Here is an 18,580-nt window from a genome sequence, read left to right as displayed (position 1 = left end):
GCGGTGTGAGCACGGGCGCGGTGTGAGCACGGGCGCGGTGTGAGCACGGGCGCGGTGTGAGCACGGGCGCGGTGTGAGCACGGGCGCGGTGTGAGCACGGGCGCGGTGTGAGCGCGGGCACGACACAGCGCCGGCGCGGCACGGCGTAAGCGCGGGCGAGTGAAGGCGCGGCGCAAGCGAGAGTGCGGCGCGCTTGAGCTCGGCGCGGCGCGGGGATCACGGCACGGCAATGCGCGGCGTGGCGTTCGCGCGGGCGCGGCATGAGCATGGGTGCGGCACGGTGTGAGCACAGACGCGCTGCGGCGCAGACGCGGTAACGGCGCAGACGCGATGCGGCGCAGACGCGGTGACGGCGCGACGCGGTACGGCGCGACGCGGCGCTGACGACGGCGTTTGGGCTGGCGCGGGGTGCGGTCGTGGGCCGAGGCTCGATGGCGGGATGGCGACCGTCCTGGCCGGATCCGACCCTTTTGTCGGCTGCGTCATGGCATGGTGTTTGTCGTGGCGAAGACTCAGTACTACACGGCTACCAGCATCGACGGCTTCACCGCCGATCTGGACAATTCGCTCGACTGGCTGTTCGAGGTTGATGAGGGCACGGACAATCCGTTCGGTGCGTTCTTCTCCAATGTTGGCGCCTTCGCGATGGGTGCGACGACGTATGAGTGGGTGGTGGCGAACGATAACGTCATCGAGGAGCCCGAGAACTGGCACGACATGTACGGGGACGTGCCCTGCTGGGTCTTCACCCACCGCGAGCTGCCCGTCGTGCCGGACGCCAACATTTTCATGGTTAGCGGCGACGTGCGCCGGGTTCATGAGGCGATGATGGTGGCCGCCCAGGGGCGCAATGTCTGGCTTGCCGGGGGTGGCGACCTGGTGGCCGAGTTCGCCGATGCCGGGCTTCTGGACGAGATCATCCTGGCTGTGGCTCCCGTCATGCTTGGTTCTGGCACCCCGCTGCTGCCGCGAAAGATCTCTGCCCAGCAGCTCGCTCTGACGAACGTCACGCAGATGGGTCAGTTCGCCTATATGTCCTATGCGGTGGGCACCCTCGCTAGCCTTGGTCGCCACATGGCCGCCGACGTCCTGTCGCGCTCTCCGGTTCTCTCTGACCATCCCGGCCCGCCAGGAGCACTTCGGCCCACCGCCGGGAATCTCGGCCGTCTCTGAGCGGGCGGAGAAGCGGCCAGGGCATGCCGGTCAAATCCGACAACGACTCTGGCCGCATCTCCCGGGCGGCCAGCGGCCAGGACGTGACCGTTCAGGTCCGGCAACGCTCCGGGCCAATTAGCGGCCAGGCCAGGCCAGGGCAGGCCAGGCCAGGCCAGGCCAGGCCAGGCCAGGGAAGCGGCAAGGCGGCAAGGCGGCAACGCGACAACGACGACGGCGCGACGACGACGACGACGCGGCCGTGATTCGGTCAGACGGGGCTTAAGAGAGGTCCTGCCGGTTCGCCATGTCCAGCTCCGCGCTGATCTGCGGCGGCGCGGCGACCGCCAAGCAGCGCCCGCCGCGAGCCAGCAAAACTCCCCGCACCGCGTCCAAGACCCGCTCGATGTGCTCCCAGCCCAGGCCCGCCGGCAGCGCCGCGTGCACGATTCCCAAGCCTGCCGCGCCTCGCACCGGCACCGGGATGCCGGCCACGTCCCGCAGTGCGAACACCGCCGCCTGGAGGTCCGCTGGGGGGACCTCGACGCGCAGCGCCACGTCGGACGGGCTGAAGGGATAGCGGCCCCACCAGCCCGGCGGCAGCTCCGTGGGCGCCGCCGGGGCCTTCAGTGCTCTCTGAAGGCGGTTGGCGCGCTCTGCCACCTCTTCCGCGCTCCCCTCTAGCAGCACAGCCAGGGAGCCAGGAGCCGGGGCCGCGGGGAGGTCGATCTCGATCGCGCTCGGGGCCACCTGCGCCGTCAGGGCGTCCTGGACGAGGTCGTGGATGTCTCGTGGGGCGATCACCGGGGCGGTCACCCAGCGCCTTGCCGCCGGGAGGGGTTGCAGGCGGACCTGTGCCGACACGATCACGCCGTCGATCTCGGCTATGCCGGGGCGGCCCTCGGCTCCGTCGGAGGTGGCCTCGTGGCCGTTTCTTGTGACGTACGTGATGTGGTTGACCTGGTCGGCCGCCGTGCCGAAGCGGTGGCGCAGCGGGCCTGTCTCGTTGAGCGTGAGCATGCCGCCGAGGGTGGCCGTCGGGGAGGGCGGGTCGACTGCCAGTCGGTGGCCGCGCAGGGCGAGCGCCGCCTGGATCGCGCGGATGGGGGTGCCGGCGCCGATCTCCGCCGTCATCGATGGCGGGTCGTGTTTCCAGATGCCCGCGAGGCGGGCCGTGTCGAGGAGCAGGTCGACGCCGGGCGGTGGGGTGCCCCAGTCGATTTTGGAGCCCGAGCCGCGCGGGACGACCGCCAGGCCGCGGGCGATCGCCAGGTGCATGGTGTCCGTGACCGCGTGGCTGGTCGCCGGGGCGGCGACGAAGCTGGCCCGGCGGCCGGCCACCGTGTCGGCCCCGCCTGCCGTGCGGGCGAAGTCCGGGCCGCAGATGTCGACCAGGGCCCGGAGCAGTGGCTCACGGGCGGGCAGATCCATCCCCATCATTCTCCCCTGCCATCGATCACCCCTGCGATCATCAACCCGCTCATCGTACACATGTTCTAATGAACCGAGGAGCCGGGGACGGCGACCGGGTCACCGGTAACGTGGACAACCGTGACGACCGACATGCCCACGACCCCGCCCGCGGTCCGCCAGGTTCCCACCGAGCGCACGTTCCACGGCGACACGGTCACCGACGAGTTCGCCTGGCTCGCCGAGAAGGAGAATCCGGACACCATCGCCTACCTGGAGGCGGAGAACGCGTGGACCCAGCGGGCCACCGCGCACCTCGGGGGCCTGCGGAGCACGATCTTCGAGGAGATCAAGAACCGCACCCAGGAGACGGATCTGTCCGTGCCGCAGCGCAAGGGCAACTACTGGTATTACACGCGGACGGTCGAGGGCAAGCAGTACGGCATCCAGTGCCGCGTCGCGGCCGGCGCCGAGGTCGACCCGCCCGCGACGGGTGACGGCGCTCCGCTGCCGGGCGAGGAAGTGCTGCTCGACGGCAACGCGCTCGCGGAGGGCAAGAAGTTCTTCGCGCTGGGCACGTTCGATGTGACGCCGGACGGCGGCCGGCTGGCCTATTCGGTGGACTTCGACGGCGACGAGCGCTTCGTGCTGAAGGTCAAGGACCTGCGGACCGGTGAGACGCTGCCGGACGAGGTTCCGGACACCTCCTACGGCACCGCCTGGTCCGCGGACGGCTCGACGCTTTTCTACATCACCGTCGACGACGCCTGGCGGCCGCACCGGGTGTGGCGGCATGTCGTCGGGCGGCCGGCGGCGGAGGACGTGGTCGTCTACGAGGAGCCGGACGAGCGGTTCTGGGTGGGCGTCGAGCTCAGCCGGAGCGAGAAGTTCATCATTATCGACATCCACAGCAAGATCACTTCTGAGGTACGGGTCATCGCGGCCGATCGCCCCACGGCCGAGCCCGCGGTGATCCGCGATCGGGTCCAGGGCGTCGAGTACTCGATCGAGCACCACGGGCACCGGTTCCTGGTTCTGCACAACGAGAACGCCGAGGACTTCGCGCTGGCGTACACGTCGGTGGACAATCCCGGCGTGTGGGTGGAGCTGATCCCGCACACCCCGGGCGTCCGGCTGGAGGCCGTCGACGCTTTCCAGCGGCACGTCGTCGTCTCGCTGCGCCGCGACGGGCTCACCGGGCTGCGGGTCATCGCCGACGGCAGCACCGACTTCTACGACATGGCGTTCCCGGAGCCGCTCTACAGCGTCGGGCTGTCCGGCAACCCGGCGTACGACACCAACATCGTGCGGATCGCCTACACGTCGATGGTCACCCCGGATTCGGTGTACGACGTGGACCTGATCAGCCGGGCGATGGTGCTGCGCAAGCGCAAGCCGGTGCTGGGCGGTTACGATCCGGACGCCTACGAGCAGTTCCGGGAGTGGGCGATCGCCGACGACGGCACGAAGATCCCGATCTCGGTCGTCGCGCGCAAGGGCACCCCCCGCAACGGTACGGCGCCACTGCTGCTGTACGGCTACGGCTCGTACGAAATCAGCATGGACCCGTACTTCTCCATCGCCCGCCTCTCGTTGCTGGACCGCGGCATGGTCTACGCGATCGCGCACGTCCGCGGCGGCGGCGAGATGGGCCGGCGCTGGTACGAGGACGGCAAGATGCTGTCCAAGAAGAACACCTTCACCGACTTCATCGCCTGCGCGCGGGCGCTGGTGCGGGCGTCGTGGACGAACCCGGAGCGGATCGTCGGCCGCGGGGGCTCGGCGGGCGGGCTGCTCATGGGCGCGGTCGCCAACCTGGCCCCGGAGGCGTTCGCCGGCATCGTGGCGCAGGTGCCGTTCGTCGACCCGCTCACCTCCATCCTGGACCCGTCGCTGCCGCTGACGGTCACGGAGTGGGAGGAGTGGGGCAATCCGCTGGAGAACGCGGACATCTACTCGTACATGAAGGCATACAGCCCGTATGAGAACGTCGCGAAGGTGAAGTACCCGGCGATCCTGGCGGTGACCAGCCTGAACGACACCCGCGTGCTCTACCACGAGCCGGCCAAGTGGATCGCCCGGCTGCGCGCGACGGCGCCGGACGGCGCGTACCTGCTCAAGACCGAGATGGGCGCCGGTCACGGCGGGCCCAGCGGCCGTTACGACTCCTGGAAGGAGGAGGCGTTCGTGACCTCCTGGATCCTGGACACGGTCGGCCTTTCCTGATCGCGACCAGAGGGGCCCGGCGCCGCCGGGTCCCTCAGTCCCGGTGCCCCCGGCTGCGGAGGAGGTAGGCCGCCTCCCGGTCCCCGTCGGCCGCCATCCGACGTAGCTCGTCCACGCGTCCCCGGGCGAGCAGCATGCCCACCAGGCTGGTCCGCGCCTCGATGTCGCCCGCCGCCGCCATCTCCCGCAACTCGGCCTCCTGGCCCCGGTACGCCAGCAGTGCGGCCAGCCAGAACCGGGCGTCGCCATCACCGGCCAGGGCCATCGCGCGCAGGTCGTCCTCGCGGCCGAGATGTGCCCGCAGCACCGCCAGCTCGCCGCTCGCGTACGGGTTGCCCGCGAGCATCTGTTCCTGGAGTTCCTCTTCCCGGCCCAGGTCGGCGAGGAGCTCGGCGACCATCGCGGCGGCCGGCTCGTCGCCGTCGGCGACCAACCGGGCGGCCTCGGCCAGCGCATCGGAGAGTCGGCCCTCCTCGGCCAGCGCCTCGACCAGCCATCGTCGGGCGTACACGTGACCCTCGCTCGCCAGGACGCGCAGGTCTTTCTCGCGGCCCTGCGACGTCAGGTGGTCCACCAGCCAGGAGCCCGCGTATTCGCTGCCGGCCGCGGCGAGCAGGCGGGCCTCGTGCTCGCGCCGGTCGGCGGCCACGAGTTCGAGGAAGCTTCGGCAGCCGTAGCCGTCCCCGCTCATCGCGAGCTCACGCAGCTCGGTGGTCATCCGTTCCGCGGCGAGCAGGGTGACCAGTTCCTCGCGGGCGTAGCCGTCTCCGGCCGCGGACAGCCGGCGCGCGTACTCGATGGCCTCGCCCCGGCGGTCGTGCCGGATGAGGTCGTCCAGCACCTGGGCGTGCTCGTAGCCCGCGTCGGCGAGCCGCCGCAGCTCGTCGCGGTGCAGCTCCGCCAGCGCCCGGCGGTCCTCGTCCGTGAAGACCACCGCGGCGTCGTGCACCATCCGCTCGAACGCCTCGCCGGTCTCGCGGCGGCGCCGGTCGAGCCACGCCACCCGCACGGCGGCGTAGCGGTTGCCGCCGGCGGCCAACTGCCTCAGCTCGTCCACCCGTCCCTGGACGGCGACCAGGTCGACGAGCTCGCGGGCCGCGTATTCGCTGCGACCGCTTGCCCGGCGATAGAGGACGCGGGCGAGCGGGTACAGCCCGCGGTCACGTGCGGCATCGGCGAGCCGGGCCAGGTCCTCGGGGTCGGCGAGGTGGTTCGGCAACACCTCCCACACCGGCGGCGGCACGATCGTGTAATACCGCAGGTCGCCGCCGAGGTCGTGCAGATAGTCGGCCAGCTCGTAGCCGGCGATGGTGCCGATCTCGGGGCCGGCCAGCGGGTGCAGGGCCCGGATGCCGCCTCGCAGGCGCTGGGTGGCGTAGCCGAGCGCGACGTCGAACCAGTCGGTGGGCGCCTCCGCGAGGTGGTCCTCGCTCAGATAGGCCGGCGCGACCGCGCGGAGCATCGCCGGAGTCAGGGAAGCCCGGACGTCCAGCCGCCGGATGTCGACGGCCGCGGTGAGGACCGCCGCGGCATACGGCTGGAGAGTCGCCGCGTGTTCCCAGTGGCTGATCAGCTCGGGGGCGCCGGCCAGGTGCTGGGTCACGCCGTGCCGCGAGTCGAGCGCGTCCGCCAGCCGCGGATCGGCGTGCCCGCGCAGTGCCTCCCGGGCCCGGGTCCGCTCGGCCGCGCTGAAATGCTCGGGTACGTGGACGACCCGATGTCCCGCGAGCGCGAGCACCTGTCGGGCGTCACGCCACGGGTCCCCGGCGGCACCGTCGAGCTCGGCGGCCTGCGGGACCGAGGCGATCTGCTGGTAGGGCCCCGGCCAGAGGACGACGACCACCACCACCGGGGCGCCACGCCGCGGGGTCAGCGCCAGCAGGTCGGTCCGGTTGAGGCCGCCGGCCGCGAGGAACCGCACCGACGGGGTGTCGTCGAGCAGGACGACCGTGCCTCCGGGCAGCTCGGGAGCGGCTCGGCGCACCGCCTCGACGTCGTCGGCGAGCAGCAGGTGCCGGTCGCTGAACAGGTCACGGAGGGTCTCGTACAGGCTTCGGGACTTGCCCGTGGACGAGCCGCCCACGACGACCACGAGGCCACCGGTCGCGGCCGCCTCCCGCAGCCGGGTGCGCAGGTCACGGTCATGATCACGAGTCACGTACGGCGTCGGCCGGCCGGCGTGCACGCCGAGGTGTTCGGGGCGGCACCGGGCCATCGGCACGAGCCGCCAGGACGGCCGCCCGGGCGCGGGGTCGCCGTGCTGCCGCAGCGCGAGAAATCCGAACACGACGGTGGCCGGCAGCCCCAGCAGGCCGGTGAGCCAGCCGACGCGTTCCACCCAGTCCCACGGCTTCTCCGCGGTGTCGCCGGCGAGCGAGCGCCACACGCCCAGCCGGGCCCCGCCGGCCACCACGACAGCGGCGACGACCACCGTCAGCGCACCCCACGCCGTCGCCCGCCACCGCCGTCGGCCCATGCGTCCATCATGACGCGACGGGACGGGCCCTGGGCGGAGGTCAGCTACGCCGGAGCGCCACCACCGCGATGTCATCCGCCTGTTCGCCCGCCCCGGCGAGCTGCACGAGAAGCCGCTGACAGAACGCGTCCAGACTCGATTCCACCTGACTCGCGCACTTTGCCAGCGCCGCGAAGCCGACATCGATGTCGCTGTCCCGGCGCTCGATCAGGCCGTCCGTGTAGAGCACCAGGGTGCCGCCCCGTGGAAGAACGAACTCCAGGTCCTCCGGCCGCGGCGCGTTGATGCCCAGCAGCGGGCCGCGCGGCGTGAGGAAGCTGGCTCCGGTGCCCTCGATGTGCAGCAGCGGCGGCAGGTGGCCGGCGCTGGCGAGCCTGATGCGGCCCGTGTCGGGCTCCAGGGTGAACAGGCACAACGTCGCCGACTCCGCCGGCAGGACCGTGCGCATGAACCGGTTGACCAGCTCCAGAACCATCCCCGGCGGGTGGCCCTCGACCGCGTACGCGCGGACGGCGTGCCGCAGCTCAGCCATCACCGTCGCCGCGTGCAGGGAGTGGCCGGCCACATCGCCGATGCCCACCAGGAGGCGACCGTCCAGCATGGTGAGCTCGTAGAAGTCGCCGCCCACCTCGGTCTGGGCGCCCGCCGGCTCGTAGCGGACCGCGAGTTCCAGGCCCGGGACGTCGGGCAGGCGGCTCTGCAGGAGGCTGCGCTGGAGGGTGACCGCGATGCGGTGCTCCTCGTCGTACGAGCGCTGGGCCTCCACCGCCGCCGCGACCGCCTGCGAGAGCTGGCGGAGCACCGGGAAGCCCGGCGTCTGCGAGCTGGCCGGGACCGCCACGTAGACCGGGGTGCGGTCGGCGCGCAGCTTGGCCGAGGCCACGGCGACCGCCTCGCGCTGCGGCCAGTCGGCCAGGTTCCAGGCTTCGGCCTGCTCCGTGCGTACGGTCGAACCGACCGAGGTCTCGTGGTGTTCGACCGTCCAGGGCCGCACTTCGGTGGGGCCGCCCGCGACCGCCGCCAGCCCGTCGCCGTCGGCGGTTTCCGCCACCACCACGGCCGGGCCGCCGAAGATCTCGGACGCCCCGTCCGCGGCCGCCTGCAGGAGTCCGACCAGCGTCGACGCGGAGTTGATCGCCAGCGTGGTCTCGGCCAGCTTGATCATGCGATCGGCCAGGGACTCGGCGCGCTGGCGGGCCCGGTAATAGCGCAGCACCGCCTGGGCGGTCGCGATCAGTTCGTCCGGCTCGATCGGCTCGACCAGGTACGCGTCCGCACCCCGGTTCAGCCCCTGGGTGCGGTCGACCACGTCCACCGCGTGCGCCGACACGTGGATCACCGGCAGGACGCCGTACCCGGGATCGGTCTTGATCCGCTCGCAGACGTCGAAGCCGCTCAGGTCCGGCAGCTTCACGTCGAGCACGACCAGGTCGACCTCGGCCTCGCTGAGCAGGGACAGGGCGGACTCGCCGGTCTCCGCCTCGACCACCGTGAAACCGGCCCGGGTCAGCCAGCTCACCAGGAGATATCTCTTGGTGGCGCTGTCGTCGACGACCAGCACGGTGGCCGGACTCATGGTGACACCGGCAGGGAGACGGTGAACATGCTGCCCTCGCCTGGAGTGGAGGAGACTCGCATCGCTCCACCGAGGATACCGACGAGACGGCGGGCGTAGGGCAGCCCCAGCCCGGTGCCCTTGCCGTTCAGGGCCTGGCTGCCGGGCACCTGATAGAACTCCTCGAAGATGCGTTCCTGCAACTCGGGCGCGATGCCGACGCCGGTGTCCGCGACCGTGAACTCGACGTTGTCGCCGACTCGGGCCACGCCGAGCCGCACCGAGCCCGCCGCGGTGAACTTGATCGCGTTGGTCAGCAGGTTGCGCAGCACCTGGGCGAGAAGCACCTCGTCGGAGCGCAGCCGTGCCACCGCCGGCTCCTCGACGATGAAGTCGACGTCCGGCTGGACGGCGAGCGGCCGCAGCGTGCCGCGCAGCTGCCCGAAGACCGCCTTGAGATCCACATCGGACCAGTTCGGTTCGATCCGCCCGGCCTCCGCCTTGGCGAGGTCCAGCAGGTCGTTGACCAGCGACAGCAGGTCCTTGGCCGATCCTCGGATCAGCTCAACCTGGCGGGACTGCTCCGAGGTGAGCCGGTCGGACGACTCGTCGGCGAGCAGGCGGCCCAGGCCCATGATCGCGGTCACCGGGGCGCGCAGCTCGTGGCTGACGTTGGCCAGGAACCGGCTCTTCGCCTCGCTCGCCGTGCGCAGCTGCACCGACTTCTCGTCGAGCTCGGCATAGAGCGCGACCACACCCCGGTTGGTCTCCTCCAACTCGTCGGAGAGCTGGTGATACAGGGCCATCACGCCCTTGTTGGTCTCCTCGAGTTCGACGTTGAGCCGGGCCAGGTCGTCGCGTTGCGCGCGTACCTCGTCCAGGGCCGCCATGAGCTGCTGGTTCTGCACAGTCAGCTCGTCGAACGGCGTGCCCGGCACATGCTCGGCGAGACGGTCGCGGATCTCGTCCATACGGTCGGGGTTCAGAGCCGGTGAGCTCGGCGGCAGACGTCGAGACATCCGCACCACCGTACCGGTCTCTTCATCCCCTACCTCCATCGTGTCGACCAGGCGGCTCACCAGTGCCAACTGCGGGCGCAGCCGGGCGCTGTCGCCCGGCACCGGATGCGCCAACTCCACGTGCAGCGTAGGTACCCCACCGGCCGTCGTCGTGAACGTGACGTCCGCGTCGCGGCCGGCGGCGACCAGCAGGCGCCCCACCTCGCTGAGCGCCGTGGCCAGCCGGGTCTGGTCCTGGGCCTCGAAGCCCACCTCGCGCGCCACCGCGCGGCCGAGCTGGCGGACGATGAAGACGTCCTGCTCCACCCGGATCCGCATCCGCATCAGCGGCTCGCGGCTCATGACGACCGCGCCACGAGCACGCCCGCGTCGTCCCGGCGGGTGCCGGCGTCGCGGAGCACCGTCGCCGCGATGGCCTGCGGCGATCGGGACAGCAGGCCGGGATAGTCGGCCGAATTCCACCGGTCGACCACGCCGTCGGTGTGCATGAGCACCACGGCGTCGGGTGCCAGCGGGTAGTCGTACTCCCGGATCTGGCGTCTCTGGTGTCCGGCGATGCCCGGCAGCGACACCATGCCGCGGCGTCCGCCGTCCGGTGCCAGAACCGTCCCGGAGATGTTGCCCAGGCCCGCGTAGCGGACCAGACCCCGCACCGGGTCGAACTCCGCGACGGCGACGGCGGCGCCCCGGGTGTGCCCTAACGCACGGTGCAGGGTTTCCAGCAGCGCGGCCGGTGGGACCGCCGGCGCCGCGTGGAAGACGCGTAAGGCCTCCTGCGCGGCCGCGTGCGCCAACCGTCCGTGCCCGAGGCCGTCGCAGACCAGCACCTGGCGGCGGCCGTCCGCGTCCCGGCTGGCGCAGGCGTCGCCGCTGACCGGTTCGCCGGTCAGCGGCCGGGTGATCCCGGCCGCCCAGGCCGGCTCCGGCGCCTTCTCCGGCCAGACCTGGGCGACGAGGACCGTGCCCTTGCCGGGCACGGAATGCAGGTCGCACCAGCTCGCCTGCCGCACGATCGCGCCGAGGCCGATGCCCAGGGTGCCGGCGGTGGAGTGCCCGTCGCCGATCGCCCGCGACACGTTCGCCATGCCCGGGCCCCGGTCGATCACGACGATCTCGACGCCCGCGTGACCGTTCGCCCGGGCCGGGCGGATGAGCAGCGCGCCGTCGTCGGCGTGCTTGACGAGGTTGCCGGCCGCCTCGGCGACGACGATCGCGAGGTCGGCGATCCGACGTTCCGGCACACCCAGCTCGGCGGCGAGGCGCTCCGCGGTGCGCCGGACGGCGGCCGCGGTGCCGGCGGCCTCGACCCGGAACCAGACTCCCTGGTCGAGAAGTCCCTCCGGTATCGACGCCACCGTGCCTCCGCTCATCGGCACCATTTGGTCACGCTGATGGTCGTTCCCTGGCCTACCGCCGTGTCGATGTCGAACTCGTCGACCAGCCGGCGGGCGCCGCTGAGCCCGAGACCGAGCCCGCCGCCGGTGGTGTAGCCGTCGGTCAGTGCCAGATCGAGGTCGGGAATACCCGGACCCTGATCGGCGAAAACGATGCGGATGCCGACCCGGCGGGCGTTCTCCACCCGGGCCACCTCGACCGTGCCACCGCCGCCGTAGACGAGGGTGTTGCGGGCCAGTTCGCTCGCGGCGGTCACCAGCTTGGTCTGATCCACCAGAGACAACTTCACCGCTACCGCCACCGTACGCACGAGCTGACGGACCCGGACCACATCCTGGTCGGAGCTGACCGCTATCCGCTCGGCGCCCCCGACGGTCATGACTGGGTGACCGCCGGATCGTCCGCGTCGGCGAACAGTTCATCGTCGTCGTCCGCGGCGCGTTCCCGGGCGAGCAACTCCATGCCCAGCTCGACGTTGAGCGCCGTCCGGATGCCCGGCAGGGAGAGCCCGAGTTCGACCAGCGTGATGGCGACCGCGGGCCGCATGCCCACGACGACCGTCTCGGCGTCCAGCACCCGGGAGATCGAGGCGATGTTGGCCAGCGTACGGCCGACGAACGAGTCGACGATGTCCAGCGCGCTGATGTCGATGATCACGCCGTGGCACCCGGTCGCGACGATCCGGTCGGCGAGGTCCTCCTGCAACTGCAACGCGACCTGGTCCTCCATGTCGGTCTGGATGGAGACCAGGAGGATGTCGCCGATCTTGAGGACCGGCACGCGTTCCATCGGCTCAGCCCTCTCGGCGTGCTTGCTTCGGGGTGGCCTTGTCGCCGGTCTTGCGCAACACGTGCCGCAGGGCGTCGGCCAGGGACGCCTTGGTGGCGATGTCGCCGAACTCGATGCCGAGCGCCACGATGGTCTGGGCGATCTGCGGGCGGATACCGGAGATGATGCAGTCGGCGCCCATCAGCCGGGCCGCGACGACGGTCTTGAGAATGTGCTGGGCGACCTGGGTGTCCACCGCCGGCACGCCGGTGATGTCGATGATCGCGTACGGCGAACCGGTGTCCACCAGGGTCTGCAACAGGCGCTCCATGACCACCTGGGCGCGGGCCGAGTCGAGCGTGCCGACCAGCGGCACCGCGACGACGCCTTCCCACAGCTTGACCACGGGGGTGGAGAGCTCGAGCAACTGCTCGGCCTGATCGGCGATGAGCTCCTCACGCGTACGGGTGTATGCGTCGAAGGTGAAGAGTCCGGCGCGGTCGATGAACGCGGAGAAGGCGACGAAGTCGCGCAGCGTTCCCTCGTTCGCGGCACCGTTCGCCTCGAGAACTTTGAGCGTGGCCTCCTTGAGCGCGAAGACGCTGACCGCCGTCTCGGTCGCGGAGAAGCCCTGCCGCGCCCGGTTGCTGGACAGCTCGCTGAGCTGGGCCCGCAGCTCGGCAGCCGTCTCGTCGCTCATCTCGGTGGCGCCCTCGGAGAGCGCCATCTGGAAGCCTTTTTGCAGGTCCAGCGTCTGCCGATGCAGCTCGGCACGGCTCAGGCGGCCCCGGAGCTGCGCGGCGACCTCGTCCGTCCAGGACGCCACGATCGCGTCCTCGTGCCCCTTGAGCAGATCCGCGAAGCGGTTTCCCTCGCCCGAACTCAATGCCACGTTTCCTCCTGTGACCTTCGCCGGACCGGTTCGCCGCCGGTCGCGGGCAGCCCGGCCGGACTTTACCATCGGAGCCCGTTCTTACTTGTCGCCGGCCAACTAATATGCCGTGGTCAGCCGATCTCCCGCTCTGCGGATCCGCCGCGGCGTGGAGTAACGTTCTGGCCATAACTGGGAGGTCCTGAATGTCCCTGACGGTACAAACAGAGCAGCGCGGCGACGTGGTCGTCGTGTCGGTGGCCGGTGAGCTCGACATGGCCACCGCTCCCCAATTGCAGGACCAGATCAGCGACCTGCTCGAGAAGGGCCGCACCCGCCTGGTGTTCGACCTGGCCGAGGTGTCGTTCTGTGACTCCACCGGGCTGTCCGTCTTCGTCCGCGCCAAGAACAGCACGGACGACGCGGGCGGGGTGGTCCGGCTGGCCGCGCCGCAGCGCGGGGTGCTGCGCATCCTCGAGGTGTCGGGGCTGGTCGAGGTGCTGCACACGTACCCGACGGTGGACGAGGCCGTGACGGCCGAGGAGCCGGCGCTCGACTAGGGCGTAGTTTGTCGCGGACCGGTCGGGGGCAACTGCTGCCTTCGAACCCCCTCGGCTCTTCGCAGGAGTGCGCGTGAACTCGATGTTCAAAGGCTTCAAAGACTTCATCATGCGCGGCAACGTCGTCGACCTCGCGGTCGGCGTCGTCATCGGCGCTGCCTTCACCGCGGTGGTGACCGCCTTCACCACCTCTTTCCTCAAGCCGCTCATCCAGCTCGCTTCCGGCGGCGAGGGCGTCAAAGCCGGCACGTGGGTGCCAAGGCCGGGCGTGATCTTCGACTACGCCGCGTTCATCAACGCGGTGATCACGTTCCTGCTGACGGCCGCGGTGGTCTATTTCCTCATCGTCTTCCCGCTGAACAAGCTGGCCGAGCGGCGCAAGCGGGGCGAGGAGCCGCCGCCCGCCGCGCCCAGCGAGGAAATCAAGCTGCTGACCGAGATCCGCGACGCCCTGGTCCGCCAGCAGGTCGCGCCCGGCGCGGTGAACGACATCCTCGGCCGGCACCAGGAACCGCCGCGCTGAAAAAGATCACCCGACCCGCGCCGTTCGAACGTATGTTCGATACAGTGCGGGGATGGAACAGCGTAAGCACTGGTGGAACGGCAGGTGGGGGCGCATCGCCCGCAAGGACGTATACCTGCGAACGAGCGGCGACCAGTGGTACGTGGAACAGCGGGCGGGCGGCGCCGACGGCGTCTCCCACTTCTTCGAGTACGACAGCGAGGACGCGGCGCTCGACATGGTCCGCGGCCTGCTGACCGGCGCGGACGACTGGCGCGAGCTGTCGGTGCGGCCCCGCGAGCGCTGACCGGGTGGCTTCAGGCCGCTCGGCGGCGCGTCCCCGGCTCCCGCGCGGTCAGCGTCCCCGGCTCGTACGCGGCGGTCAGCGGGCCCGGCTCGTACCCGGCGGTTAGCGGGCCCGGCTCGTACGCGGCGGTTAGCTGGCCCGGCTCGTACGCGGCGGTTAGCGGGCCCGGCTCGTACGCGGCGGTTAGCGGGCCCGGCTCGTACGCGGCGGTTAGCGGGCCCGGCGGCACGAGCCGCAGCTTCGGCGGCCGGGGTGCCGACTCGGCCTCCCCCGGCCCTTGGGTCAGGTGCCATCCGGCACCGATGCCCGCCCGGTCGCCGGGCGGCTGGGCCGGCTCGCCGGTGACCCGCGACAGCGCCACCACGATCAGGTATCCGAGGATCACGAAGCCGTGGCTGACCAGCCGCGTCGCGTCGACCCGGGCCGCCGACAGGTCGTTGACCGACAGCAGCAGGAGCATCCCCACGAAGGCGGTCAGCATCGGCACCAGGCCGGTCGGGCGGTTCCGCCGCAGCGCGATGAAGAGGAAGCCGGCGCCGACCGCGACGTTCCAGGCCGCCGACTCGTGCCACAGGTGGCCGGGGGTCGCGTCCATGTCGGTGTGCACGTGCGGGCTGCCGGCACCGCCGCCGACCTGCGCTAGCCCGAGGATGAGCTGGACGGCACCGACCGCCGCGAGGGCCACGTAGAGCGCCGCGCTGACCCGCGCCCGCCAAGGCGCCTTCCGCTCCCCGAGCCGGTCGCCGACGACCCGGCCTCCGAGCCCGCTTTCGGCCCGGCCGGCGTGCTCACCGTCTCCGGCGCGGGTTACCGCGAACCAATCTCGCAGGAGAGCGTTCCACCATCCGCGCCTTATCCGCGATCCCGAGGCCGACGCCGGCAGCGCTCCCGAGGCCGACGCCGTCAAGGGCAGCGCTCCCAGGGCCGGGCTCTCGGCACCGATGGCGGGCGGCGCCGGCCGCACCGATCCCTCGGCGGCGAGCGCCGCGAGGATGGCGTCGCTGAGATCCGGAACGTCCGCGACCAGGACAGTGCGGGTCAGCCGGTTGACCGCGGCGGCCCGTTCCAGCCACTCCCGGCAGCCGGCACAGCCGGCCAGATGCTCGTCGACCCGCCCCCGGTCGGCCGGATCGTCCTCGCCGTCCAGTTGCGCGGACAGCATTTCGCGCCAACGCTCACACGCCATGCATCCATAGTCGCCCCGGGCGGGCCACCAGTTCCCGACGCGGTGCCGGAATTTTTGCGTCAGCGCAGCTCAGGGCGCTGGATCGACGGGTCGGACCGCCCACCGGTGCCGCCCAGCAGCCGCCTACGCTCGCGAAAAGCACGCAGATTGGCGGTATTGCCGCAGGTGCTCACGTCGTGCCAGACGCCGCTGTTGTTTCGGGAGGTGTCGAAGAATGCCGCCCGGCATTCCGGGTTGTTGCAGAGCTTCAGCCGGGGCCACATTCCGGCCTGCTGGGCGACCAGCACCTCGGCCCACAGCGTGGATGCCAACCACCGGGTGCCGCGGCCGGAGGGCACGATCCGGACCCAGCCCTCGGCGTCCGGCACCAGGGTGACCGACACGTCCGCCGGGGGCAACGCGCCGTCCTGCTCCGGCCCTCGGCCGCTGCCGGACAGGATGACTCCCTCGAACGTGGTGCGCAGGCGGCGCAGCGAGCGCAGATCCGTCGACGACAGCAGCAGGACGGGCGCCGGGAGGGCGGAGACGCGTGACCACGTGGCGAGGGCGTCGGTCAGCCAGCGCTGGGCGTCGTCGGCGGTCGCGAGCAGGTCGGGGGCGTACGACATGGTTGCCCGGGTGTTGAGCAGGTCCTGCAGGAGGGCGAGGCCGGCGGGCGCCTCGCGTACGCCGTGCCGGGCACTTGCCTTCCATGACATAGGCGAAGGGTACTTGTTTCTTTTTCACACTCGCATCCGCCGGTCGCCCGAGCGGGACTGCGGAAAAGCGGCTCTACGCAGCGCTTTCTTCTCCTTCGGGCGCAAGCCGCCACCATGAGGAGATTTCGCATGTGATCATCGGGTAGGGAGGGAGGCCTGGTGCGAAAGCCCCTGACGTACGCCGTGGCACTCGCGGCCGCCGCGACGCTGGCCACCGGCTGCGACACGAGTGGCCCGGACCAGGCCGCGCCGGCGCCCTCCGCCCCCGCCACGACCGCGCCATCGGCCCCTGTCGGCGACCCGTCGGCAGCGCCGTCGGGACCGACCGCGACGGAACCGACGCCGACCCCCTCGACCGGCCCCAATAAACTCAAGAGTGGCGCGAAAGGGCAGGAGGTCCTCGCGCTCCAGAACCGCCTGACGGAGCTGGGCTACTGGAACGGCGAGGCGGACGGCACCTTCGGCTCCCTCACCCAGCAAGCGGTCTACGCCCTGCAGAAGGCGGCCGACCTCACCCGCGACGGCGTGGTGGGGCCCAAGACCCAGAAAGCCCTGGACCAGGGCGTACGCCCCAAGGCGCAGAGCGGAAGCGGCCGGGTCATCGAGATCAACAAGAAGCGTCAGCTCCTCATGCTCGTCGACGACGGCGAGGTGACCCAGGTCTTCAACACCTCGACCGGGTCGTACGAGCAATACGAGAGCAACGGCCACACGGCCGTGGCGGCGACCCCCAGCGGCAAGTTCAAGGTCTACCGCCACATCGACGGCTGGCGGAACGCGCCTTTGGGCATGCTGTGGCGACCGAAGTATTTCAACGGCGGGATCGCGGTGCACGGGGCGTCGAGCGTCCCGCCGTACCCGGCCTCGCACGGCTGCGCTCGGCTCTCCATCTCGGCGATGAACCACCTCTGGAGCGGAGACAAGATCCCGCTCAAGACGAAGGTCTGGGTCTACTGACCCCTCCACGGGTCATGAGGTGGGTGAGCGCGCCCCACACCAGGCTAAGTATTCGGAACCCCACCCGACCGCGTAGGCGACGGCCGCGTAACCGGTGGCCAGCGACGCCACCGCGGCGACACCCGCGTCCTTGCACAGACTCTGGCCTGGTCTTTCACCCGGCCCCGGGCTCAGCCCGCGACGGCCAGGGAGCGGGCCACCCGGCGCAGGAATTCCCCGTTGGAGCCGGTGCTGCGCAACTGCTCCAGCAGCTGTTGCAGACCCTCGCGGCCCTGGCCGTGCAGTGCGCGGCGGATCTGGGCGGCGACGGCCAGTTCGCCCGGTGCCACCAGGTTGGCGTCGTGGCGAGTGCCGGAGGCGGCGAGATCGACGGCCGGGAAGAGGCGGGCCTGTGCCAGGCTCCGGTCGAGTTTCAGCTCGGCGTTGCCGGTGCTCTTGAACTCTTCGAAGATCACGGTGTCCATTGCGGACCCGTTCTCGACGAGGGCGGTCGCGATGATGGTCAGTGAGCCACCGCCCTCGATGTTGCGGGCGGCGCCCAGGAACTGCTTCGGCGGATGCAGCGCGGTCGAGTCGATGCCGCCGGAGAGCGTACGCCCGCGGCCCGGCGCGATCAGGTTGTAGGCCCGCCCCAGCCGGGTGATCGAGTCGAGCAGCACGACCACGTCCTCGCCCAGCTCGACCAGGCGCTTGGCCCGTTCGATCGCCAGCTCGGCGAGGGCGGTGTGGTCCTGCGGCGGCCGGTCGAACGTGGCCGCGACGACCTCGCCCTGGACCGAGCGCCGCATGTCGGTGACCTCTTCGGGCCGCTCGTCGACGAGCACGACCATGAGGTGACACTCGGGGTTGTTGTGGGCGATCGCGTTGGCCACCTGTTGCAGCACGGTGGTCTTGCCCGCCTTGGGCGGCGAGACGATCAGGGCGCGCTGGCCCTTGCCGATCGGCATCACCAGGTCGATGACGCGCGTGGCCAGGAGGTGCTGTTCGGTCTCCAGCCGCAGACGTTCCTGCGGATAGAGCGCGGTGAGCTTGTAGAAGTCGGGACGGCGACCCGGCTTGCGGCCGTTGACCGTGTCCACCCGTACGGTGGCGGGCTTGCGGCCGTCGACCCGGGCGACGCCGGCGATCCGGTCGCCGCGGCGCAGGTCGAGCCGGCGGACCTGGTCCAGGGAGATCCGGATGTCGTCGGGGCCGGGCAGATAGCCGTCGGTCCGCAGCCAGGCATGGTCGCCGACGATGTCGAGCAGGGCGTCCACGGACAGGTCGACGCCAGGTTTACGGAGATTGTCCGTCATGGGGGTGCTCCAAGGGAAACGGAGAGAACGCGCGTCGGAAGAGCGCGATGAGGAAGAGCGAAACGGCCGCGTCAGGCCTCTGGGGGCGGCATGGGCCGCCGGCATCCAGGGCACGGCTACCGCAAAGATAGCACTGTTTCGGCGAAAGCGTATGTCCACGCCGGGCAGCGGTGGAGCACTGTGTCCACTTACGACAATCCTCG

17 protein-coding genes are annotated in these 18,580 nt (G+C 71.0%); 6 read left to right on the top strand and 11 right to left on the bottom strand.

What is annotated here, in order from left to right; translation table 11 throughout:
- Window positions 1-489: 489 nt before the first annotated feature.
- The gene (locus AB0M36_RS35990) at window positions 490-1,173 is read left to right on the top strand and encodes a dihydrofolate reductase family protein (protein WP_364166934.1); all 684 of its coding nucleotides are present in this window, start codon (window positions 490-492) and stop codon (window positions 1,171-1,173) included.
- 261 nt (window positions 1,174-1,434) lie between these two features.
- Here the strand turns inward: AB0M36_RS35990 and AB0M36_RS35985 are convergent, their stop codons facing one another.
- Complete coding sequence (locus AB0M36_RS35985) at window positions 1,435-2,583, bottom strand: FAD-binding oxidoreductase (RefSeq protein WP_364166932.1); 1,149 nt, start codon at window positions 2,581-2,583, stop codon at window positions 1,435-1,437.
- Window positions 2,584-2,703: 120 nt separating this feature from the next.
- Between AB0M36_RS35985 and AB0M36_RS35980 the strand changes: the two genes are divergently transcribed.
- Complete coding sequence (locus AB0M36_RS35980) at window positions 2,704-4,788, top strand: S9 family peptidase (RefSeq protein WP_364166930.1); 2,085 nt, start codon at window positions 2,704-2,706, stop codon at window positions 4,786-4,788.
- Window positions 4,789-4,822: 34 nt separating this feature from the next.
- Here the strand turns inward: AB0M36_RS35980 and AB0M36_RS35975 are convergent, their stop codons facing one another.
- From AB0M36_RS35975 to AB0M36_RS35945, 7 genes are read right to left on the bottom strand one after another with little or no spacing between them, the layout of a single operon-like run.
- The gene (locus tag AB0M36_RS35975; protein ID WP_364166928.1) at window positions 4,823-7,264 is read right to left on the bottom strand and encodes a hypothetical protein; all 2,442 of its coding nucleotides are present in this window, start codon (window positions 7,262-7,264) and stop codon (window positions 4,823-4,825) included.
- 40 nt (window positions 7,265-7,304) lie between these two features.
- Window positions 7,305-8,840, bottom strand: coding sequence for a SpoIIE family protein phosphatase (locus tag AB0M36_RS35970; protein ID WP_364166926.1), 1,536 nt, complete (start codon window positions 8,838-8,840; stop codon window positions 7,305-7,307).
- The gene (locus tag AB0M36_RS35965) at window positions 8,837-10,180 is read right to left on the bottom strand and encodes a sensor histidine kinase (RefSeq protein ID WP_364166924.1); all 1,344 of its coding nucleotides are present in this window, start codon (window positions 10,178-10,180) and stop codon (window positions 8,837-8,839) included. The genes AB0M36_RS35970 and AB0M36_RS35965 overlap by 4 nt, the downstream gene beginning before the upstream one ends.
- Complete coding sequence (locus AB0M36_RS35960) at window positions 10,177-11,208, bottom strand: ATP-binding SpoIIE family protein phosphatase (protein WP_364166923.1); 1,032 nt, start codon at window positions 11,206-11,208, stop codon at window positions 10,177-10,179. The genes AB0M36_RS35965 and AB0M36_RS35960 overlap by 4 nt, the downstream gene beginning before the upstream one ends.
- Complete coding sequence (locus AB0M36_RS35955; protein ID WP_364166921.1) at window positions 11,205-11,612, bottom strand: ATP-binding protein; 408 nt, start codon at window positions 11,610-11,612, stop codon at window positions 11,205-11,207. The genes AB0M36_RS35960 and AB0M36_RS35955 overlap by 4 nt, the downstream gene beginning before the upstream one ends.
- Entirely contained in the window at window positions 11,609-12,022 is a 414-nt protein-coding gene (locus tag AB0M36_RS35950; protein WP_364166919.1) for an STAS domain-containing protein, read from the bottom strand. Before AB0M36_RS35950 ends, AB0M36_RS35955 begins: the two co-directional genes overlap by 4 nt.
- Window positions 12,023-12,026: 4 nt before the next feature.
- Entirely contained in the window at window positions 12,027-12,893 is an 867-nt protein-coding gene (locus AB0M36_RS35945) for an STAS domain-containing protein (RefSeq protein WP_364166917.1), read from the bottom strand.
- 185 nt (window positions 12,894-13,078) lie between these two features.
- Between AB0M36_RS35945 and AB0M36_RS35940 the strand changes: the two genes are divergently transcribed.
- The 3 genes from AB0M36_RS35940 (at window position 13,079) to AB0M36_RS35930 (ending at window position 14,241) form a co-directional block, all read left to right on the top strand.
- The gene (locus AB0M36_RS35940) at window positions 13,079-13,432 is read left to right on the top strand and encodes an anti-sigma factor antagonist (RefSeq protein ID WP_106126981.1); all 354 of its coding nucleotides are present in this window, start codon (window positions 13,079-13,081) and stop codon (window positions 13,430-13,432) included.
- Between the two features lie 82 nt (window positions 13,433-13,514).
- Window positions 13,515-13,955, top strand: a complete 441-nt coding sequence (gene mscL / locus AB0M36_RS35935; protein WP_364166938.1) for a large conductance mechanosensitive channel protein MscL — start codon at window positions 13,515-13,517, stop codon at window positions 13,953-13,955.
- 52 nt (window positions 13,956-14,007) lie between these two features.
- Entirely contained in the window at window positions 14,008-14,241 is a 234-nt protein-coding gene (locus AB0M36_RS35930; protein WP_364166915.1) for a hypothetical protein, read from the top strand.
- Window positions 14,242-14,251: 10 nt separating this feature from the next.
- Here AB0M36_RS35930 and AB0M36_RS35925 read toward each other — a convergent pair whose 3' ends face one another.
- Both AB0M36_RS35925 and AB0M36_RS35920 read right to left on the bottom strand, forming a co-directional pair.
- Entirely contained in the window at window positions 14,252-15,427 is a 1,176-nt protein-coding gene (locus AB0M36_RS35925; protein WP_364166913.1) for a zf-HC2 domain-containing protein, read from the bottom strand.
- 59 nt (window positions 15,428-15,486) lie between these two features.
- Window positions 15,487-16,125, bottom strand: coding sequence for a CGNR zinc finger domain-containing protein (locus AB0M36_RS35920; protein WP_364166911.1), 639 nt, complete (start codon window positions 16,123-16,125; stop codon window positions 15,487-15,489).
- Between the two features lie 159 nt (window positions 16,126-16,284).
- Here AB0M36_RS35920 and AB0M36_RS35915 point away from each other — a divergent pair, with 159 nt between their 5' ends.
- On the top strand, window positions 16,285-17,082 hold the full coding sequence (locus tag AB0M36_RS35915; RefSeq protein ID WP_364166909.1) for a L,D-transpeptidase family protein: 798 nt from the start codon (window positions 16,285-16,287) through the stop codon (window positions 17,080-17,082).
- A 170-nt stretch (window positions 17,083-17,252) separates the two neighbouring features.
- On the opposite strand, the gene rho is transcribed toward AB0M36_RS35915, so the two are convergent.
- Window positions 17,253-18,482 carry a transcription termination factor Rho gene (rho, locus tag AB0M36_RS35910; RefSeq protein ID WP_364166937.1) on the bottom strand — a complete coding sequence of 410 codons (1,230 nt, stop codon included), beginning with the start codon at window positions 18,480-18,482 and terminating at the stop codon, window positions 17,253-17,255.
- Window positions 18,483-18,580 lie beyond the last annotated feature (98 nt).

Source organism: Actinoplanes sp. NPDC051346, from assembly GCF_040682215.1.
Lineage (GTDB): Bacteria > Actinomycetota > Actinomycetes > Mycobacteriales > Micromonosporaceae > Actinoplanes.
The sequence above is the reverse complement of the archived record's forward strand: the minus strand, read 5'-3'. Positions and strand labels throughout refer to the sequence as shown.